Here is a 15,578-nt window from a genome sequence, read left to right on the forward strand (position 1 = left end):
AGGACGGCCGCAGCAGGCGCCGCTCAGGACGGCTCCTTCATCGCCACCGCGCCGCTCTCGCGCAGATAGGCCTCCTCCACCGGGGTGAGGTCCACCTCGTCGTAGCCCGTGAGCATCGGCTTGACGTGTTCGGCGAAGGAATGGCCGGTGGTGAGCAGGTAGATGTGGGCGATGACGAAGGCGAGGATGGCGTAGGCGCTCAGCACGTGCACCGCGGCGACCCAGCCCAGCGCACCGCCCGCCGTGCCCCAGAAGTCGTAGGCGAGATAGAGCAGGCCCGACAGCCACACCGCCGGGAACAGCACCAGCTTGAGGCTGAGATAGGCCAGTGCCTGCAACGGATTGTGCTTGCGCCAGTAGGCCTTGCGGTAGGGATGGTGCTCGCCCTTGAAGATGCCCCAGGCATAGAAGCGTGCCACGGCCCACAGCCCCTGGGTCGTCGGCAGGTAGTGGCGCCAGGTGCCGGTGGTGAAGTGCCAGAAGATCGCCAGCAGCCACAGCGCGATGAGCGCGAGGGCGCACCAGGTGTGCACCGTCACCGCCGTGTCGAAACCGATCATGCCGTGCACGCCGCGCACCGCGAGGCCGGTGAACAGCAGGGTGAAGATCAGCGCCATCTGCGTCCAGTGCCAGAAGCGCTCGAAGCGGCTGTAGACCATGATGATGCGCGTGCTCATGCGGCAGCCCTCCCCTTCGCAGACCAGACCCGCAACAGTGCGTGGCCGCCGACGCCGAGCAGCGCGCCGCCTACCAGCAACAGGCCGATCCAGTCGAGCCAGCGGCCGTCGCGGCCCGGCAGATAGAAATCCTTCAGTTCACTGAGGCGACCGTCGCGGCTGTGGCATTCGTTGCAGGCCAGCGCGTTTTCCTTCGGCGCCACCATGTGGGTGATGGGCCAGTAGGACAGCGTCTCCACAAAACCGTATTCGCCGCTGTAGGGCAGGCCGCCGCGCTCCATGCCGGCGCGGATAGCGCGGCCGAAGTCGTAGTTGCCCCAGAAGGCGTCCGCATCGTCGCCCCACAGGTGCATGTACACCAGGGTGTTGTTGCCCTTGTCGTAGGGCTGCACCGTTTGCATACGCTTGAACGGCCAGATGCGTGCATCCGGATTGGCCGCCGCGCCGCTGAAACCGTTAATCGCCACCGGACCCTGCGCCGGATCGAAGCGGGTGTCGATGGTCGTGTACTGCATCTGGCCGTCGAACCAGGCGTAGTACGGGGTGAGATTCTCGCCGTAGACGAAGCTGCCTTTGATGGACTTGTAGGTGTCGCGCGCCGTGCCGTTGCCCTGGGTGTAGTCGTGCTCCTTGTAGCCCACGCCCTCTTTGGTGCGCCCGGCGGTGCGCCAGTCCCACTGCGTCATGGTGGCGACGCCGCCGCGCGCCATGGCCGGGATGTGGCAGGTCTGGCAGGCGACGCGATCGACGTGATCGTTGAGCTTCACGCGCGCCACGGAATCGTTGGGGTGGGGTTGCAGGCCATGACAGGATTCACAGGTGGCGACGTCGCGGCGCATCCCCGGCTTGCCGGTACCTTCAATGTCCTTGGCGGTGATGTTGTAGCGGCTGCCGGCCCAGCGGTGACGATCGGACACATGACACTGCGAGCAGGCGAAGTTGAGGCCCTTGGCATCCATGTGTACGTCCAGGGCGCGGTCGGGCCGCTTCAGCGAGGAATCGAGATCGCCGTGCTTCACGCCATCGCCGCCGCCACCGTAGAAGTGGCAGGCGCCGCAGTTCTCGCGCCCCGGCGCACCGACGCTCTGCGCCACCTTGGCGAAATCGATGGGCGCCTTGCCCTCGAACATCACGCTGCACGCCTCGTTGCCCTCGGTGGGCGGCACCTTGTAATAGCCGCCGCTGCGGTCGTGGCACACCAGGCAATCGACATGCTCGGCGCTGCCGGCATCCACCCGCTCCTGCCATTTCAGTCCCGCGGCCCCGAAGTCCTTTTTCTCATCCCAGCCGTAGCTGGCATGACACTGCGCGCACATCCCCTCGTTGCCGCGCGCATTGGTGCAGAAGTTATTCACCAGATGGCGCTTGCCGAGTTTGGCGCCGCTGCGCGGATCGATGTACTCCCAGGTCCAGTGGAGGGACGCCTGCACCTGCTTGCCTGCCTCGGTGTGGCAGGCCAGGCAGGCGCGCGTCACCGCCGGGCCGTCGGCGAACGGCCCTTGCAGTTCCTTGAACTTGGTGTGGTCGGCGGTGGAAGAGGAATCGCGCTGGCTCGGCGTGGTGTCATCCACGATGCGAAAACGCATGTCTGCAGCCGGTGGCGGCGTCTCCTGCGCCGGTACCGCAGCTGCCAGCCACAGGCCGGCCCATAACATCACTGCCAGTTTTCTAATCATCACTTCCACCCGGGTGCATGCACATGGCGCAAGTTTGGTACAGAAGCCCGTGACATGCATTGATAACTGTCAGTCCAGAGAACAAACCGGCAAAAATCCATGCTCAAGAAGCCAACGCTAAGGAAGCTCTGAATAAGTTCAGAGCTTCCGCGGCACAGGGATGTGCCGCCATTTTTCAACGACGATAAGTCGTTGAAAAATGAAGCCGAGCGAAAATCACACTTTTCGCTTGGCGTGGTCTGAGAAGTCCAGGATGGACTTATTCAGACCTTCCCTAATATTCCCCCGAAAAATAACGGAGATCGTGCACCACGCTGCACGGCGTATGATCGGCTGTCATGCAGACCCACGACACCATCACACAGCTCGCCAGTGACCTGGCGCGCAAGACCGCAGCGGCCATCGCGCTGTTGCAAGCTGCCGGTGCCGGTGACGGCCGGCCGATCGCAGTGATCTCCGCCTCGCCCGCGGCGGTGTGCGTGCTGGCCCATGCCTGCGCCGCGCTCGGTCTGCCGCTGATGCCCCTGGACCCGGGACTGCCGGATGCAACGCTCGCCGACCTGCTGGCACAGGCCGGAGTGAGCGTGGTCATCGCGGATCTCCGCTACCAAGGTTACGGCCATATCGACACCGCGGCGCTGCTCGCCGCTGCCGAGAGTGAAGCCATACCGTCGTCACGTCTTGCGCCGAACGATATCGCACTGCTGATTGCCACCAGCGGCAGCAGCGGACAACCCAGGGCGGTGATGCTGACGGCAGACAATCTGACAGCGGCGGCGCGGGCCTCGGCAACGCGCACGCCGCTGCGGCCCGGCGATCGCTGGCTGGCCTGCCTGCCGCTGTTTCACATCGGCGGTTTCTCCATTCTCACGCGCTGCGCGCTGGCCGGCGCCGAGGCGGTATTGCTGCCGGGCTTCGACGCTGCAACTGTGTGGCAGGCGCTGCGCACGGAACGCATCACGCATCTCTCGCTGGTGCCGGCGATGCTGGCGCAGCTGCTGGAGTGCAGTGCGGATGCGCCGCCGGCCACCCTGCGCCATGTGCTGATCGGCGGTGCGGCCTTGGCGGCGGAGTTGGCGGAGCGCGCCGTGCAGCGCGGCTGGCCGCTGCAACCCACCTACGGCATGAGCGAAACCGCCTCGCAGGTGGCGACGCTGGAGCGGCTGCCATTGCCGTGGCGCACGGGGCAACTCGGTCGTCCGCTGCCGGGCGTCGAGCTGGCGGTGACGCATGACGGCAGGCTGAAGATCCGCGGGCCGATGGTGATGGCCGGCTATGCCAATCCCGAGCTGCAGCGCGGCGACGGTCTGCAGGATGGCTGGTTCGTCAGCAACGACCTGGCGGAGATCAGCAACGCGGGTGAACTGCGGATCATCGGTCGCGCCGATGCGGTGATCATCAGCGGCGGCAAGAAGGTGCATCCGGCGCTGGTGGAGGAGCTGCTGCTGCGCTGTCCCGGCGTGACCACGGTTGCAGTGGTGGGGCGGCCCGATCCCACGTGGGGCGAGATCGTCACCGCGATCTACAGTGGCACGCCGGATGAAGCGGAACTGCTGGCGTGGTGCCGTGAGCACATCGCCGGCGCAGCACGGCCGCGCGCCGCGCTGCGCGTGGCGGCGCTGCCGCAACTGTCCAACGGCAAACCGGATCGCCAGGCCATCCGGCAACTGGCAGCATCCATGTAGATGGGTGCAGCGGAGCGGAGCCCATCAATAGAAAAGGCACGAGGTACAAGGAACAAGATACGAGGAATGAGCTCGCTGTGCCGTATTGTTTTGCATCAAGAAACCGTGCGCGCAGCATATGCGTTTCCCGCCCCGCATCTTGTGCCTCATACCTGGCTGTTTGATGGGTTGCGTTGTCGCTCCACCCATCCTACGGTACCGGCGTCAAACCCAGTCCGGGAGCCGTGTTGAGTATCAACTTACCATCACATATCGCCGGTGGTATCGTTACATCGCGGGCCAGCCAATCCAGGGTGGCAAAACCGTGGGCAAGCTCTGGAGCGACGGCAGCCGCGAGGTGCGCCGCGGCAGCGACGCCGACGGCGGAATCGACCACCGAGGTAAGCACCACTTCCATGCCCGCATCCTGTGCGCGCGCCGCCAGATCGCGGCTGGCGATGATGCCGCCGATGCGCGCGGGCTTGATCACCAGCCGACGCACGGCACCGGCGGCCAGTAGCGCTGCACTGCCGAACTGCGGCAGCGATTCATCCACAGCGATGGCATACGGCAGGGACTGCTGCAAGGCGCGCAACTGCTCCAATGTCGGCTGCGCCAGCGGTTCTTCCACCGCGTCGATGGGCAACGAACTGATCGCTCTCAGAAAGAGTTGTGCATCGCTCTCGTCCCAGGCGCGATTGGCATCGAGGCGCAGACGCAGGCGGCCGGCGGTTGCCGCATGTATTTCGTGCAGCAGGGTCAGTTCGTCAGCGACGCCGCCGACACCCACCTTGATCTTGGCGATGGCATAACCCTGCGCCAATGCCGCGACCGCCCGTTGCGCCGTATGTGCATCGAGCGCGCCGAGGGCGGCATTCACTTCCACCTTGCCGGTGAAGTTCTGCGCGCCGAGGTGCACGGCCAGCGGCACGCCACGCTGCCGCGCCGCCAGATCGAACAGCGCCGTCTCCAGCGCCCAGCGCACCTCGGGAACCGACACCTCGAGCGCCCGTACCGCTGCGTGATCACGACCGGGCAACTCCTGCGCCAGTGCCGTCAGCGCAGCGAGGATCTGCGCGGCGTTGCCGGCGCTGGGCAAGGGTGCGCAGTCGCCCCAGCCGGTGAGGCCGTCGTCACCGATCAGCGACAGCAGCATGCCGCGGCGCTCGTGCAACACCGCGCGCGCCGCCACCCAGGGCCGCCGCAGCGGCAAGGCATAGGAATGCAGGTGGGCCGCGACGATGCGCATGCGAGGATGGTTTACGGCCGGCGGCGATACTTGCCGAAATCGGGCGGGCGTTTTTCCAGCCAAGCGTTGCGCCCCTCCTGCCCTTCCGCCGTCATGTAGAACAGCCCGGTGGCATTGCCGGCCAGCTCCTGGATGCCGGCGAGGCCGTCGGTGTCGGCGTTGAAGCCGGCCTTGATCAGGCGCAGCGCGGTGGGCGAAAGTTTCAGCATGTCGCGGCACCAGGCGACGGTTTCCTCTTCCAGCTTTTCCAGCGGCACCACCGCATTGACCAGGCCCCAGTCCAGCGCTGTCTGCGCATCGTACTGGCGGCACATGAACCAGATCTCCTTGGCCCGCTTCATACCGATGGTGCGCGCCATCAGGCCGGCGCCGAGACCGGCATCGAAACTGCCGACGCGCGGGCCGGTCTGGCCGAAGCGCGCGTTGTCGGCGGCGATGGTGAGGTCGCACACCAAATGCAACACATGGCCGCCGCCGATGGCATAACCGGCCACCATCGCCACCACCGGCTTGGGCAGGCGACGGATCTGCATCTGCAGGTCGAGCACGTTGAGATGCGGCGTGGCGGTGGCGGCATCGTGATAGCCGCCGTCGTCGCCGCGCACCTTCTGATCGCCGCCGGAACAGAAGGCATCGGGACCGACGCCGGTGAAGATGATCACGCCCACCTGGGGGTCGCGGTGGGCGCGGGCGAAGGCATCCTGCAGCTCCATCACCGTCTCCGGGCGGAAGGCGTTGCGCACCTGCGGTCGGTTGATGGCGATGCGGGCGATGCCGTCGCAGGTGTGATAGAGGATATCGCCGTACTCGGCGCCGGCAACCGGCTGCCAATGGCACTGCGTTGTGCTCATGCGGGCAAACTCCTTGCTTGTGTGTGAAAACTGCGGATGCGCGCCAGGCTGTATGCGCGCTCGATGGGGACGTGGACGATGTGCAGGTGCGGCGACTGCATGGCGGAACGGAGCGCCGCCGGCAGTGCCGCGACGCAGTCCGCGCGCGTGTAGCCGAGACCGAAGGCCTGCGCGGCCCGCGCCGGGTCGAGGGCCTGCGGCGTCAGCCAGCCCTGCTCGTATTCCGCCAGCGTCGCCTGCGGCAGGTGATCGAAGATGCCGCCGCCGCCGTTGTCGAGCAGCACGACGGTGAGCGGGCAGTACTGTCCCAGGGCGAGGGCATTGAGGTCGTGCAGGAAGGCCAGGTCGCCCACCACGGCAACGGTCGGCCCCAGCGCCGCGGCGATGCCGCAGGCGGTGGCGATATTGCCGTCGATGCCGCTGACGCCGCGATTGCCGAACAGGCGCAGCGGCGCGGCGGTGACGCCGGCGAACCAGTCGGCGGCGCGCACGCTGAGCGAGTTGCCGAGGAACAGCGGCGTTCGCGCCGGCAGATCATGCAGCAGTGCGCGCAGCACCGCGCCTTCGAAGGGTTGTTCCCCGGAACAGGCCGCTGCCGCCGCCTTGCGCGCTACGGCATCTGCGGCGCTGAATCGCTGCAGCCAGGATTCCGTCGCCGGATTTCCATGCAGGGCACGGCACAGCGCGCCAGGATCAGCCTGCAGCACGTGCGTGGCCGTAGCCACCGGATCGGCCAGGCGCGGCTGCGCGCTCACCACCACCTGCGCCGCCTGCGTGCAGCGCGCCAGCCAGTCGTTCACCGCGCGCGACACCGGCGCACCGCCCAGCCGCAACAGCCAGGCCGGCGCGGGCGCGCCGCGCGCCACGCTGTCGGGGTGGTGCAACACCTGCGCCGCATTCGTGCCGCAGCGCAGGCCGGACAGCACGTCGGCGAACACCGGCACGTTGAGACGCTGCGCACAGTCGATGATCGCCGCGCGCGCCGGCGCACCCAGGTCCTGCGGCCCGCAGACGATGGCGCCGGGACCGCAGGCGATGATCTGTTGCAGCGCAGTCAGGGTTTCCTCGGCCGGATGCAACACGGCGCGCAGTGCCTGCGGCACCCGCGCCGTCGCATCCAGTAGCGGCACCGGGTCCGGCACCAGCGGCTCGCGCAGCGGCACGTTGCAGTGCACCGGGCCGGGCAGCGGGCCGCAGGTCTGCGCGACGGCGCGCGCGGCGAACGGCGCCAGCCAGAGGCTGTCGTCCTCCGCCGGCGGCAACGGATGGAAGGCGCGCACATGGCGGCCGAACAGGCCGTTCTGATCCATGGTCTGATTGGCGCCGCAGTCGTGCAGCTCGGGCGGGCGATCGGCAGAGAGCAGCACGAGCGGCACACAGCCCATGTCCGCCTCCACCACGGCGGGCAGCCAGTTGGCGACGGCCGAGCCGGAGGTGGCGATGAGGACCACCGGCGCCGCCTCCGCCCTGGCGAGGCCCAGGGCAAAGAAACCGGCGGCGCGCTCGTCGACACAGACCTGCACGGTGAGATGGGGATGACGCAGCGCGGCCAGGGTGAGCGGCGTGGAGCGGGAACCGGGCGAGACGACGGCGCGGCGCACGCCGGCGGCGGCGAGGCCGTCGAGCAGGGCCCAGGCCCAGCGGTAATTGCGCAGGGCGATGTCGCTCATGCGCTGGAGCCCAGCACTTCCAGCATGGTTTGCAACTTCAATTCGGTTTCCGCCAGTTCGGTGGCCGGATCGGACTCGGCCATGATGCCGGCGCCGGCCCACAGCACCGCGCTGTCGTCTTCGAGATACGCGGCGCGCAACACCACCACCGCATCGCCGTCGCCGCGGCGATCGATCCAGCCGACGACGCCGGTGTAGAGGCCGTCGCGCCGCTCGCCGCATTCCTCCAGCCAGGCCTGCGCCGCGTCGGTGGGCGTGCCCAGCACCGCCGGCGTCGGATGCAGCGCACGCACCGCGTCGAGCAGGCCGACGCCGTCATGCAGGCGCCCATGCACCCGCGTCCACAGATGCTGCACGAAACGCAGCGACAGCAGCGACGGCACCGCCGCATGCTCGACGCTGCTGCACAGCTGCAGCATACGCTCCTTGATGCTCTCCACCACCAGGGCATGCTCACGCCGCTCCTTGGGGGAGGCAAAGAACTGCGCCACCGCCAGCGCCTCCTCCTGCGTGCCGCGGCGGCGCCGCACCGTACCGGCGAGGGCGTGACTGACGAGCTCGCCGCCGCGCTTGATGGCGAGCTGCTCCGGCGTGGCCGCCACCACCTGCCCCTTGCCATGGGGCAGGGACAGCACATGACAGCCGGGATACATCTGCGCCAGGCGCGCCAGCACGCCGCCCACATCCACCGCGTGCGACAGTTGCACACGCAGGCGCCGCGCCAGCACGGCCTTGGCGAAACGGCCGGCGCGGATCGCCGCGCACGTCGCCGCCACTCGCTCGCACCAGGTAGCGGCATCGGGCGTGATCTGCTGCGCCACGAGCCGGCTGTGACCCGGCGACGCCGGCGCGGTGAACAGCGTGCGCACCGCATCGAGCCAGGCTGCCGCCATTTGTGCCGGTGTGCGGCCAGCGCGCCGTGCCGTCAGGGTGAGGACAAAGCCGGCGCCATCGCGGCGCAGCAACACCTGCGGCAACCACACTGTCGGTCGTGCCGGCTCGGTGGCCGGCGGCACGGAGAAGAAGGTCAGCGGAACGGCATCGCCGCAGCAGTGCCACTGCGCGCAGTCGCGCCGGTAGTGCGCCTCATCGACATAACTCACCACCGTGCCCACAGCCCACCATTCCAGCTCACCGTGCGGCGCCCGCCAGCGCGTATCGCCGCCGATCACGGCGCCATCGAGCAGGGCAACGGGCAAAGGCAGTGCGAGTGACACGAGATCGGCGGCGCCGGCCAGTTCCGGCGCCGCGGCATCCACCGCCTGCCGCACCAGACGACACACCGTATCGGCCAGCGGTTCCAGCGCCGTGATCGCACCCGGCCCCATCACCGCCGCCATCAGTACAGCACTCCCAGGGCGAGCAGCAGGGCAAAGCCCAGGGCCGCCTGTGCAGTCTGCGCCAGTTGCCGGTTGAGCGCCACGCCGGTGGTGCCGGTCAGCAGACGGCGCACCAGCAGCAGGCTATACGGCAACAGCAACAGCGCCAGCCAGGCGCCGCCGCGGCCGGACTGCGCCAGCAGCGGCAACACCGCATACGGCAGCAGCATCATCACGGCATAGGCATAGCGCGCGCCGCCCTCACCCAGCCGCGCCACCAGCGTGCGCCGCCCGGCGCGGAGGTCGGTGTCCCGATCGCGCAGGTTGTTCACCAGCAGCACCGCCGCCGCCGGCAGCCCCAGCGCCGCGCCGGCCAGCCACGCCGTGGCGGACACGCCGGCCGCCTGCAACCAGTAGCTGCCGGCCACCGCCAGCAGGCCGAAGAACATCCACACGAACAACTCGCCCAGCGGCGTGTGCGATATCGGGCGCGGTCCGCCGGAATAGGCCAGCGCGGCGAGCAGCGAGGTGACGCCGATGGCGAAGATGAACCAGCCGCCGACGGCGACCAGATACAGGCCGAGCAGCAGGGCCAGGGCAAACACCGCGCGGGCGGCGAAATGCACCGCGCGCGCACTGGCCCAGCCGGCGGCGGTGACGCGCAGCGGGCCGAGGCGATCGGGCAGGTCGTTGCCGCGCTCGTGATCGGCGGCGTCGTTGTGCAGATTGGTGCCGATCTGGATCAGCAGCGCCGCCAGCAGCGCCGCCAGCGCCGGCCCCCACAACAGGGCCGCGCCCTCCGCCCAGGCCAGCGCCGTGCCGGCCAGCACCGGCGCCGCGGCCAGCGGCAGCGTGCGCGGCCGCACAGCGGTACTCCAGATGCGCCAGGCAGACGGTGTGACAGCGGCGGGCAGGGTCATGTCTCGGCCTGGAAGGCGGCGAATCTGCCGCGCCAGAGATCGTCGATGGGCACGGCGCGGAAACTGTCCAGCGAGGTCAGCACGATCGTCAGTGCGGCGCGCAGGCAGGGCGTCTCGCCGCGCCGGGCCTCGATGGCCAGCTGCACCGACGAGCCGCCGACGGCGCTCACCGCAAGGCGGAAGGTCAAGGTGTCACCGAAACGGGCCGGGGCGAGAAAGTCGCACTCCAGACGCACCACGGGCACGCCGAGCCGATGCTCCGCGATGAGGGTGCGGAAATCGATGCCGATGCCGTCGGCGAACCAGTCCTCGACGACTTCGTTGAGCAGCTCGGCGTAGCGCGGATAAAAGATGATGCCGGCGGGATCGCAATGGGAGAAACGGATCCGTTTGGCGCGCTCGAAAACCATGGACAGCGCTCCTTCATAATGGTGTCGGCCCGTCGCCGCAGTATACCGGCCGGCCCCGACATCGGCCAACGGCACGCCCGGCCTGCAGCGAGCCTCTGCAATCACGCTAGAACGACAGGGGATTGGACGTAGCCGAACACAGCTTACTTGGCGCTGAGGCCGGCCACCTTGATGCGCGTCAGGTGGCGAAGGCGGTCCTGAAAGCCAAAGAGGCCCGCAATCGCTTGCAGGCCTCTTTGGCAGAATGAAACGAAGATGGTGGTGGTGGGGTGGCAGCCTGCGTCAAACCGTGCTCGCAGAACACGATACCGGGGTTCCGGCAAGTTGATAAGTCCTGATGGCTACTGCGAAAAGCGGGGCTTGACGTGCCGGAATCGGTGATTGGTCAGGCGGTTCTTCTGGTGGATTGGTTACCGGAATGGCCTTTCAACCGCGTAGGCTTTCCGAGGCCGGCTCGATTCCCAAACCGGAATCGAACCCGCGACCGTTATGGCCGGGTGGCATCCAACCGCAGCATCAGTGTGAACGGCTCGGTCGGCGATGTCTGGAAGCCGTAGTGCTCGTAGAACTGCCTCGCGCGATCATGAAGGGCATGGACGAGTAGCGCCCGGACGCCGGCGTTCTGCGAGACCACCACCGCCCGTTGAACGGCATCCTGAAGCATAGCCCCGCCCAGCTTTTGCCCCTGGGCGCGGGTGTCGACGGCCAGCCGGGCCAGCACCAAGACCGGAACGGGGTCCGGCATGTTGCGGCGAACTGCGCCGGTAGCCAGACGGTGTGCGACCGCCCCCGCGGCCATCGCGTAGTACCCCTGAACGCGGTCGTCCTGATCCACGACGACGAATGTGCGACTGGCGCCGCTTTGCTGATTGACCATCGCCCGGCGTTTGAGCCACTCATCAAGTGCTGGCTCGCCGCAGGAAAAGTCGTCAAGACGGTGGGCAGCGGTCAGCGGTTGAGGCGCGCTTAAGCGTGCACTCATTCCTTGACCCACGGGGCCCTCAGCGCCATCAGCCGTTCAAGGCCTGGATTGGGCGCGGGCGGTGCGTCGAGCAGGTCAATGAACTGCTGAAACTTGTCGGCGTCGAGGTTGAAGTAAACCTGATCCAGCAGCACCGCCTGAGCCTTGTCGCAGGCGGCCTCGAGCATGAAATCCGAACGGTTCTTGCCCAGGAGCTGGGCGGCACGGTCGATCAGAGCGCGCTGCTCAGGCAATGCCCGCAGGTTGATGGCGGCGTCACGCATGATTCACTCCGAGTATGCATACACGTTAGATACACAAATCCTAGGGGCGAGTGTAGCTGTTGTCAATACGCGCCTACCGCTTATGGCGGTCACTCGTACCCCATCTTGAGCGCCTGGGCTCGCTCGGCCAAGGCGTCGAGGGCCTTGTTGCGCTCGGCGTCGATCCGCTTCTTTAGGCGATCACGTCCTGGTAGCGGACACAGCGGTGGGGGCCGATCTTGTGGAACCGGATCTCGCCGCGCTCCAGCAACTGCAACAGGAACGACCGCCAGACATTGAGCACATCCGCTGCGTCCTGGGTCGCCAGTTCGGCATGGATCGGGATAATGCTGACCGCGTTGCCCTCGCCGATCTCGATGCGGCAACGGCGCCAGTATTCACCGCGTAATGCGCGGCGATTGCCTTGCGCATGCGGAGAATAAGGCCCATAATCTCCGCATGAATAGCGGTGATTACAAATACCTCTGGCAAGCCGGTGACTGGCCCAGCTTCCGCTATGACCTGACCCGGCTTGCCGGTCCTCTGTCCGAAGTCAGCCGTACCCAGGGTCTGCTGCTCGGGCGTCTAGCCGATGTCGGCATGGCTTTGCGCGAGCAGGCAAGCCTCTCGGCACTCACCGAGGACGTGGTCAAGACCAGCGAGATCGAGGGCGAGCGGCTCGACGTCGAGTCCGTGCGCTCAAGCATCGCCCGTCGCCTGGGTGTGGACATAGGGGCCCGGGCGCCGGTGGATCGGCATGTCGAAGGCGTGGTCGAGATGGTGCTCGATGCCACGGCCAACTGCGTGGACCCGGTCACGCGGGAGCGCTTGTTCGGCTGGCATGCCGCGCTTTTTCCTACCGGGTACTCAGGCCTCTCCAAGATCAAGGTCGGCGGCTGGCGCGACGAAGCGAGCGGACCGATGCAGGTGGTGTCGGGTCCCATAGGCCGTCAGCGCGTACATTTCGAAGCCCCACCGGCCGATCGCCTGGAGACAGAGACGAGGCGCTTTCTCGACTGGATCAATGGCGAGTCGGGCGAGCCGCCGCTCATCAAGGCGGGGCTGGCCCATCTGTGGTTCGTCACCTTGCATCCCTTCGACGACGGCAACGGCCGCATCGCCCGCGCCATCGGCGACCTGCTGTTGGCGCGCGCCGACGGCAGCCCGCAGCGCTTCTATAGCCTGTCGGCGCAGATCCAGCGCGAACGCAAGGCGTACTACGACATCCTGGAGCGCACCCAGAAGGGGACGCTCGACGTCACCGACTGGCTCGCCTGGTTTCTCGACGCCTTGCACCGTGCCGTCGATCAGGCGCAGCACCCCCTCGACGCCGTGCTGACCAAGGCGCGCTTCTGGCAGCGCTTTGCCGGTACGCCGATGAACGCGCGCCAGGTGAAGCTGCTCAACCGGTTGCTGGGCGGCTTCGAAGGCAAGCTCACGTCCAGCAAGTGGGCGGCCATCGCCAAGTGCTCGCCGGACACGGCACTACGCGACATCAACGAACTACTGGCCCACGGCGTATTGCGCAAATCCGCCGCCGGCGGGCGCTCGACATCCTACGAGCTGAACCAACCGCCCGCAGGGTAAATGCGCCTCGGAACGACTTGGCTCGCTGGCCAAACAGCGCCTTCATGGACGCCTGCCAACTCGTTCGGAAGGAGACCAAGATGGAAGTTGTTCACCTCAACCAGAAGCAACTGGCCACCCGCTGGAGTGTCAGCGAGGCCCGGCTTCCGCGCTGGCGCAGCGCGGGGATCGGCCCCAAGTTCCTGAAGCTATGCGGTCGCGTCCTCTACCGCCAGGTCGACATCGAGGCCTACGAGGCGTCGTGTCTGGCGACCTCGACCAAGAGCCGTGGAGCGCAGAGTGAAGTGTTGCGTTTTGTCGGCAACAAACAACAAATACCGACGTTTCAGAACAGGCGGCCGGCCTGAACGCAGCTTGTTGACTCGTCAAATACCTCACCGGAATCCTGCCGCGCTATCGATCTGCTTCATGAGAATCAACGGGTTGCTGCCAAGCCATACGGATGAATGCGGGTTCCTGCGTGTCGGTGCGGAAGGATTCGGGTAAATACGGGGAAAAGGTGGGGCGGCAGCCTGCGCCAAACCTATATAACTCAGCGCCTTAGAACCGCCGCAAACTCCTGCGGAAAGGAGCGGAATCCAGCCCCCAGTGCCGGCAATCGTATCAGTTCCCGCCGGCCGTGGCATCAGCCAAGTGCCTCAGGTCGATGTCCAGTTCGATTCCGGGTTTGGGAACCGAACCTGCCTCCACCTATCGGGTCGCGCCGTCCTTCGGCGGAAGTGAGCTTGGGTGCGTGGGTAACCATCACTGATAGTGAGGATTCGGGGCGGGCCCACTGAGCAGTAAAAGAGTGCATCCGGCCCTCGCTAGTTAGGCAGGAATCTCACCAACGGGAAGAAAATCCCCTTGCTCGTCGTCGCGTAAGCTGACGTACTCGAGTCGCCACTGATCTACGCGTCGAAGATCGGCAAGCGTCATGTGCGTGTCGGGCACCGCTTCGCAGGCATCGAGTGCGATTTCGGTGGCTATGTCTGGTGTCCCGTAGGCCTTCTCGAAAAGGTCGCGCAACTGCTGTGCGACGCGTTCGGCGGATTCACGTGCAGATGAGCCCCCATTGACGGCGTCGTAAACCACGGATATGGACAGCACGTATGGTTCATCCTCTGCTACTTCAGTCCAGCGCTGCTCCCCCAAATCAAAGAACAGACCAACCAGATGCCTTGCTTCCGGCTCCAGAATCCTTCCAACCCAGTTCTTGACCTCTCGTTTGCCGGAGCGCTTGCTCAGGCGGTTCTCGAATGCATTTTGAAACGCCGGCCTTCCATAGCGGGCGGCAAGCCACTGTTTCAAAACTCGCTTCGATTCGGTTGGGAGCAAGACGCTATCGTCCCTCGCCGCGTACTTGGCAAAGGTGTCTTTGGTGATGGCGTGTCGATTCCCTTGCCGAAGCTCTAGTATCAGTGAACTGCCATCCGCAGCGTCGTACGCAAGATGGAGTCGACGCGGGTTCTTGGCATAAGAGAGCTGCGGGTCAAGGGTTGCATCGCCGATTACGTCAGCGAGGATGACCTCGATGCAATGCTCGGCTTCATGTGAGATGTCACAGTCATGCGTGATGATGACGGCACGGACCTCGTCATCCGCCGTCTCGACCAAACCCAGTAGTGCCGCAGTTTGGCGAGTGAGTATGTCGCCCTGTCGCCAATCCGTATCCCGTGCCAGCATTCATCTTCCTCCCAGGTCATTGCTCGGGAGACCCGGGAATGGAAGCCTCGGTACGCCAATCGTCCGAAGGTTCGGCTTTGGTTCGCGCCAGCCCGGAACGGTCGTATGCCATATCCATGGCCCGAGCTTCGGAAATCAATGACTGAACGTGCGATGGCGAAAGCTGGTCGGATGTGATTAGATCCATCAGCGACCGGCCTTCGAACGCCTTCATTTTCAGCATCGCAGGCGCACGTGTGATTCCAGCTTCGTAAAAAGCATCGGCCACATGGCTGAGCGATTGGATTCGCTTGAAATTATCGGCCTCAGGCATCGACTCGCCGCCAATCCACTTGTAGATCGCTTGCCTGGAGACACCAAATACCGCCGCCAGATCAGCGATGGCAGGATTGAGTACCTGCCGGATGTTGGCCAGGTGTTCCGAAGCGGAACGAAGATCCGGACGCTCGACGACGTCGTCTGTCGCTCCAATATCGACATGGACCGGAACGCGAGCCTCGACCAGCTTGCGCCACTCCCCGGCGCGGGAGATATCGAACACGCTACCGGTACCGCTGACAGCGAGCGTCGAGCCGATCAACGCGAACGCTGCCGTGGCGGCAGCACTGATTGGCACGACGAACGGCGCACTTCGATGTGTAGGCAATGCTTCGGTGTACATAGCAG

The 15,578-nt window shown here is 66.2% G+C and carries 15 protein-coding genes and 1 pseudogene; 3 read left to right on the top strand and 13 right to left on the bottom strand.

Features of this window, described 5'->3' with window-relative positions:
- Nucleotides 1-23: 23 nt before the first annotated feature.
- Complete coding sequence (locus tag EP379_RS14330) at nt 24-677, bottom strand: cytochrome b/b6 domain-containing protein (RefSeq protein WP_127478454.1); 654 nt, start codon at nt 675-677, stop codon at nt 24-26.
- Nucleotides 674-2,353 (bottom strand): tetrathionate reductase family octaheme c-type cytochrome, encoded by a 1,680-nt coding sequence (locus EP379_RS14335; protein WP_232023921.1) that lies wholly within the window; start codon nt 2,351-2,353, stop codon nt 674-676. The genes EP379_RS14330 and EP379_RS14335 overlap by 4 nt, the downstream gene beginning before the upstream one ends.
- A 338-nt stretch (nt 2,354-2,691) precedes the next feature.
- Here EP379_RS14335 and EP379_RS14340 point away from each other — a divergent pair, with 338 nt between their 5' ends.
- The gene (locus EP379_RS14340) at nt 2,692-4,038 is read left to right on the top strand and encodes a class I adenylate-forming enzyme family protein (RefSeq protein WP_127478455.1); all 1,347 of its coding nucleotides are present in this window, start codon (nt 2,692-2,694) and stop codon (nt 4,036-4,038) included.
- A gap of 190 nt (nt 4,039-4,228) precedes the next feature.
- On the opposite strand, the gene menC is transcribed toward EP379_RS14340, so the two are convergent.
- The 9 genes and pseudogenes from menC to EP379_RS17055 all read right to left on the bottom strand — a co-directional run.
- A complete protein-coding gene (gene menC / locus EP379_RS14345) occupies nt 4,229-5,266 on the bottom strand; it encodes an o-succinylbenzoate synthase (protein WP_127478456.1) in 1,038 nt (345 codons plus the stop codon).
- A gap of 11 nt (nt 5,267-5,277) precedes the next feature.
- The gene (menB, locus tag EP379_RS14350) at nt 5,278-6,117 is read right to left on the bottom strand and encodes a 1,4-dihydroxy-2-naphthoyl-CoA synthase (protein WP_127478457.1); all 840 of its coding nucleotides are present in this window, start codon (nt 6,115-6,117) and stop codon (nt 5,278-5,280) included.
- Nucleotides 6,114-7,787, bottom strand: a complete 1,674-nt coding sequence (gene menD, locus EP379_RS14355) for a 2-succinyl-5-enolpyruvyl-6-hydroxy-3-cyclohexene-1-carboxylic-acid synthase (RefSeq protein WP_127478458.1) — start codon at nt 7,785-7,787, stop codon at nt 6,114-6,116. Before menD ends, menB begins: the two co-directional genes overlap by 4 nt.
- Complete coding sequence (locus tag EP379_RS14360; protein WP_127478459.1) at nt 7,784-9,127, bottom strand: isochorismate synthase; 1,344 nt, start codon at nt 9,125-9,127, stop codon at nt 7,784-7,786. The genes menD and EP379_RS14360 overlap by 4 nt, the downstream gene beginning before the upstream one ends.
- Nucleotides 9,127-10,026: a 1,4-dihydroxy-2-naphthoate polyprenyltransferase gene (locus EP379_RS14365; protein ID WP_127478460.1), complete on the bottom strand. Its 900-nt coding sequence runs from the start codon at nt 10,024-10,026 to the stop codon at nt 9,127-9,129. Before EP379_RS14365 ends, EP379_RS14360 begins: the two co-directional genes overlap by 1 nt.
- Nucleotides 10,023-10,436: an acyl-CoA thioesterase gene (locus tag EP379_RS14370; protein ID WP_127478461.1), complete on the bottom strand. Its 414-nt coding sequence runs from the start codon at nt 10,434-10,436 to the stop codon at nt 10,023-10,025. The genes EP379_RS14365 and EP379_RS14370 overlap by 4 nt, the downstream gene beginning before the upstream one ends.
- A 487-nt stretch (nt 10,437-10,923) precedes the next feature.
- Nucleotides 10,924-11,418, bottom strand: a complete 495-nt coding sequence (locus tag EP379_RS14375; RefSeq protein ID WP_127478462.1) for a GNAT family N-acetyltransferase — start codon at nt 11,416-11,418, stop codon at nt 10,924-10,926.
- Nucleotides 11,415-11,681, bottom strand: a complete 267-nt coding sequence (locus EP379_RS14380) for a type II toxin-antitoxin system TacA family antitoxin (protein ID WP_127478463.1) — start codon at nt 11,679-11,681, stop codon at nt 11,415-11,417. The genes EP379_RS14375 and EP379_RS14380 overlap by 4 nt, the downstream gene beginning before the upstream one ends.
- An 89-nt stretch (nt 11,682-11,770) precedes the next feature.
- A pseudogene (locus tag EP379_RS17055) lies at nt 11,771-12,036 on the bottom strand (excisionase family DNA-binding protein); the annotation flags it as partial.
- 83 nt (nt 12,037-12,119) lie between these two features.
- Here EP379_RS17055 and EP379_RS14390 point away from each other — a divergent pair.
- The gene (locus EP379_RS14390; RefSeq protein WP_127478464.1) at nt 12,120-13,247 is read left to right on the top strand and encodes a Fic family protein; all 1,128 of its coding nucleotides are present in this window, start codon (nt 12,120-12,122) and stop codon (nt 13,245-13,247) included.
- Between the two features lie 80 nt (nt 13,248-13,327).
- On the top strand, nt 13,328-13,594 hold the full coding sequence (locus tag EP379_RS16770) for a helix-turn-helix transcriptional regulator (RefSeq protein WP_232023923.1): 267 nt from the start codon (nt 13,328-13,330) through the stop codon (nt 13,592-13,594).
- A gap of 463 nt (nt 13,595-14,057) precedes the next feature.
- On the opposite strand, the gene EP379_RS14400 is transcribed toward EP379_RS16770, so the two are convergent.
- Entirely contained in the window at nt 14,058-14,912 is an 855-nt protein-coding gene (locus EP379_RS14400; protein ID WP_127478465.1) for a CRISPR-associated endonuclease Cas1, read from the bottom strand.
- 16 nt (nt 14,913-14,928) lie between these two features.
- A complete protein-coding gene (locus EP379_RS14405; RefSeq protein ID WP_232023924.1) occupies nt 14,929-15,573 on the bottom strand; it encodes a helix-turn-helix domain-containing protein in 645 nt (214 codons plus the stop codon).
- Between the last annotated feature and the right edge of the window lie 5 nt (nt 15,574-15,578).

Source organism: Sulfurivermis fontis (assembly GCF_004001245.1).
GTDB lineage: Bacteria > Pseudomonadota > Gammaproteobacteria > Thiohalomonadales > Thiohalomonadaceae > Sulfurivermis > Sulfurivermis fontis.

Excerpts from the sequence above, each read along its gene's own strand:
- EP379_RS14330 (WP_127478454.1), bottom strand. The coding sequence starts at position 677 with ATGAGCACGCGCATCATCATGGTCTACAGCCGCTTCGAGCGCTTCTGG.
- EP379_RS14335 (WP_232023921.1), bottom strand. The coding sequence starts at position 2,353 with ATGATTAGAAAACTGGCAGTGATGTTATGGGCCGGCCTGTGGCTGGCA.
- EP379_RS14340 (WP_127478455.1), top strand. The coding sequence starts at position 2,692 with ATGCAGACCCACGACACCATCACACAGCTCGCCAGTGACCTGGCGCGC.
- menC (WP_127478456.1), bottom strand. The coding sequence starts at position 5,266 with ATGCGCATCGTCGCGGCCCACCTGCATTCCTATGCCTTGCCGCTGCGG.
- menB (WP_127478457.1), bottom strand. The coding sequence starts at position 6,117 with ATGAGCACAACGCAGTGCCATTGGCAGCCGGTTGCCGGCGCCGAGTAC.
- menD (WP_127478458.1), bottom strand. The coding sequence starts at position 7,787 with ATGAGCGACATCGCCCTGCGCAATTACCGCTGGGCCTGGGCCCTGCTC.
- EP379_RS14360 (WP_127478459.1), bottom strand. The coding sequence starts at position 9,127 with ATGGCGGCGGTGATGGGGCCGGGTGCGATCACGGCGCTGGAACCGCTG.
- EP379_RS14365 (WP_127478460.1), bottom strand. The coding sequence starts at position 10,026 with ATGACCCTGCCCGCCGCTGTCACACCGTCTGCCTGGCGCATCTGGAGT.
- EP379_RS14370 (WP_127478461.1), bottom strand. The coding sequence starts at position 10,436 with ATGGTTTTCGAGCGCGCCAAACGGATCCGTTTCTCCCATTGCGATCCC.
- EP379_RS14375 (WP_127478462.1), bottom strand. The coding sequence starts at position 11,418 with ATGAGTGCACGCTTAAGCGCGCCTCAACCGCTGACCGCTGCCCACCGT.
- EP379_RS14380 (WP_127478463.1), bottom strand. The coding sequence starts at position 11,681 with ATGCGTGACGCCGCCATCAACCTGCGGGCATTGCCTGAGCAGCGCGCT.
- EP379_RS14390 (WP_127478464.1), top strand. The coding sequence starts at position 12,120 with ATGAATAGCGGTGATTACAAATACCTCTGGCAAGCCGGTGACTGGCCC.
- EP379_RS16770 (WP_232023923.1), top strand. The coding sequence starts at position 13,328 with ATGGAAGTTGTTCACCTCAACCAGAAGCAACTGGCCACCCGCTGGAGT.
- EP379_RS14400 (WP_127478465.1), bottom strand. The coding sequence starts at position 14,912 with ATGCTGGCACGGGATACGGATTGGCGACAGGGCGACATACTCACTCGC.
- EP379_RS14405 (WP_232023924.1), bottom strand. The coding sequence starts at position 15,573 with ATGTACACCGAAGCATTGCCTACACATCGAAGTGCGCCGTTCGTCGTG.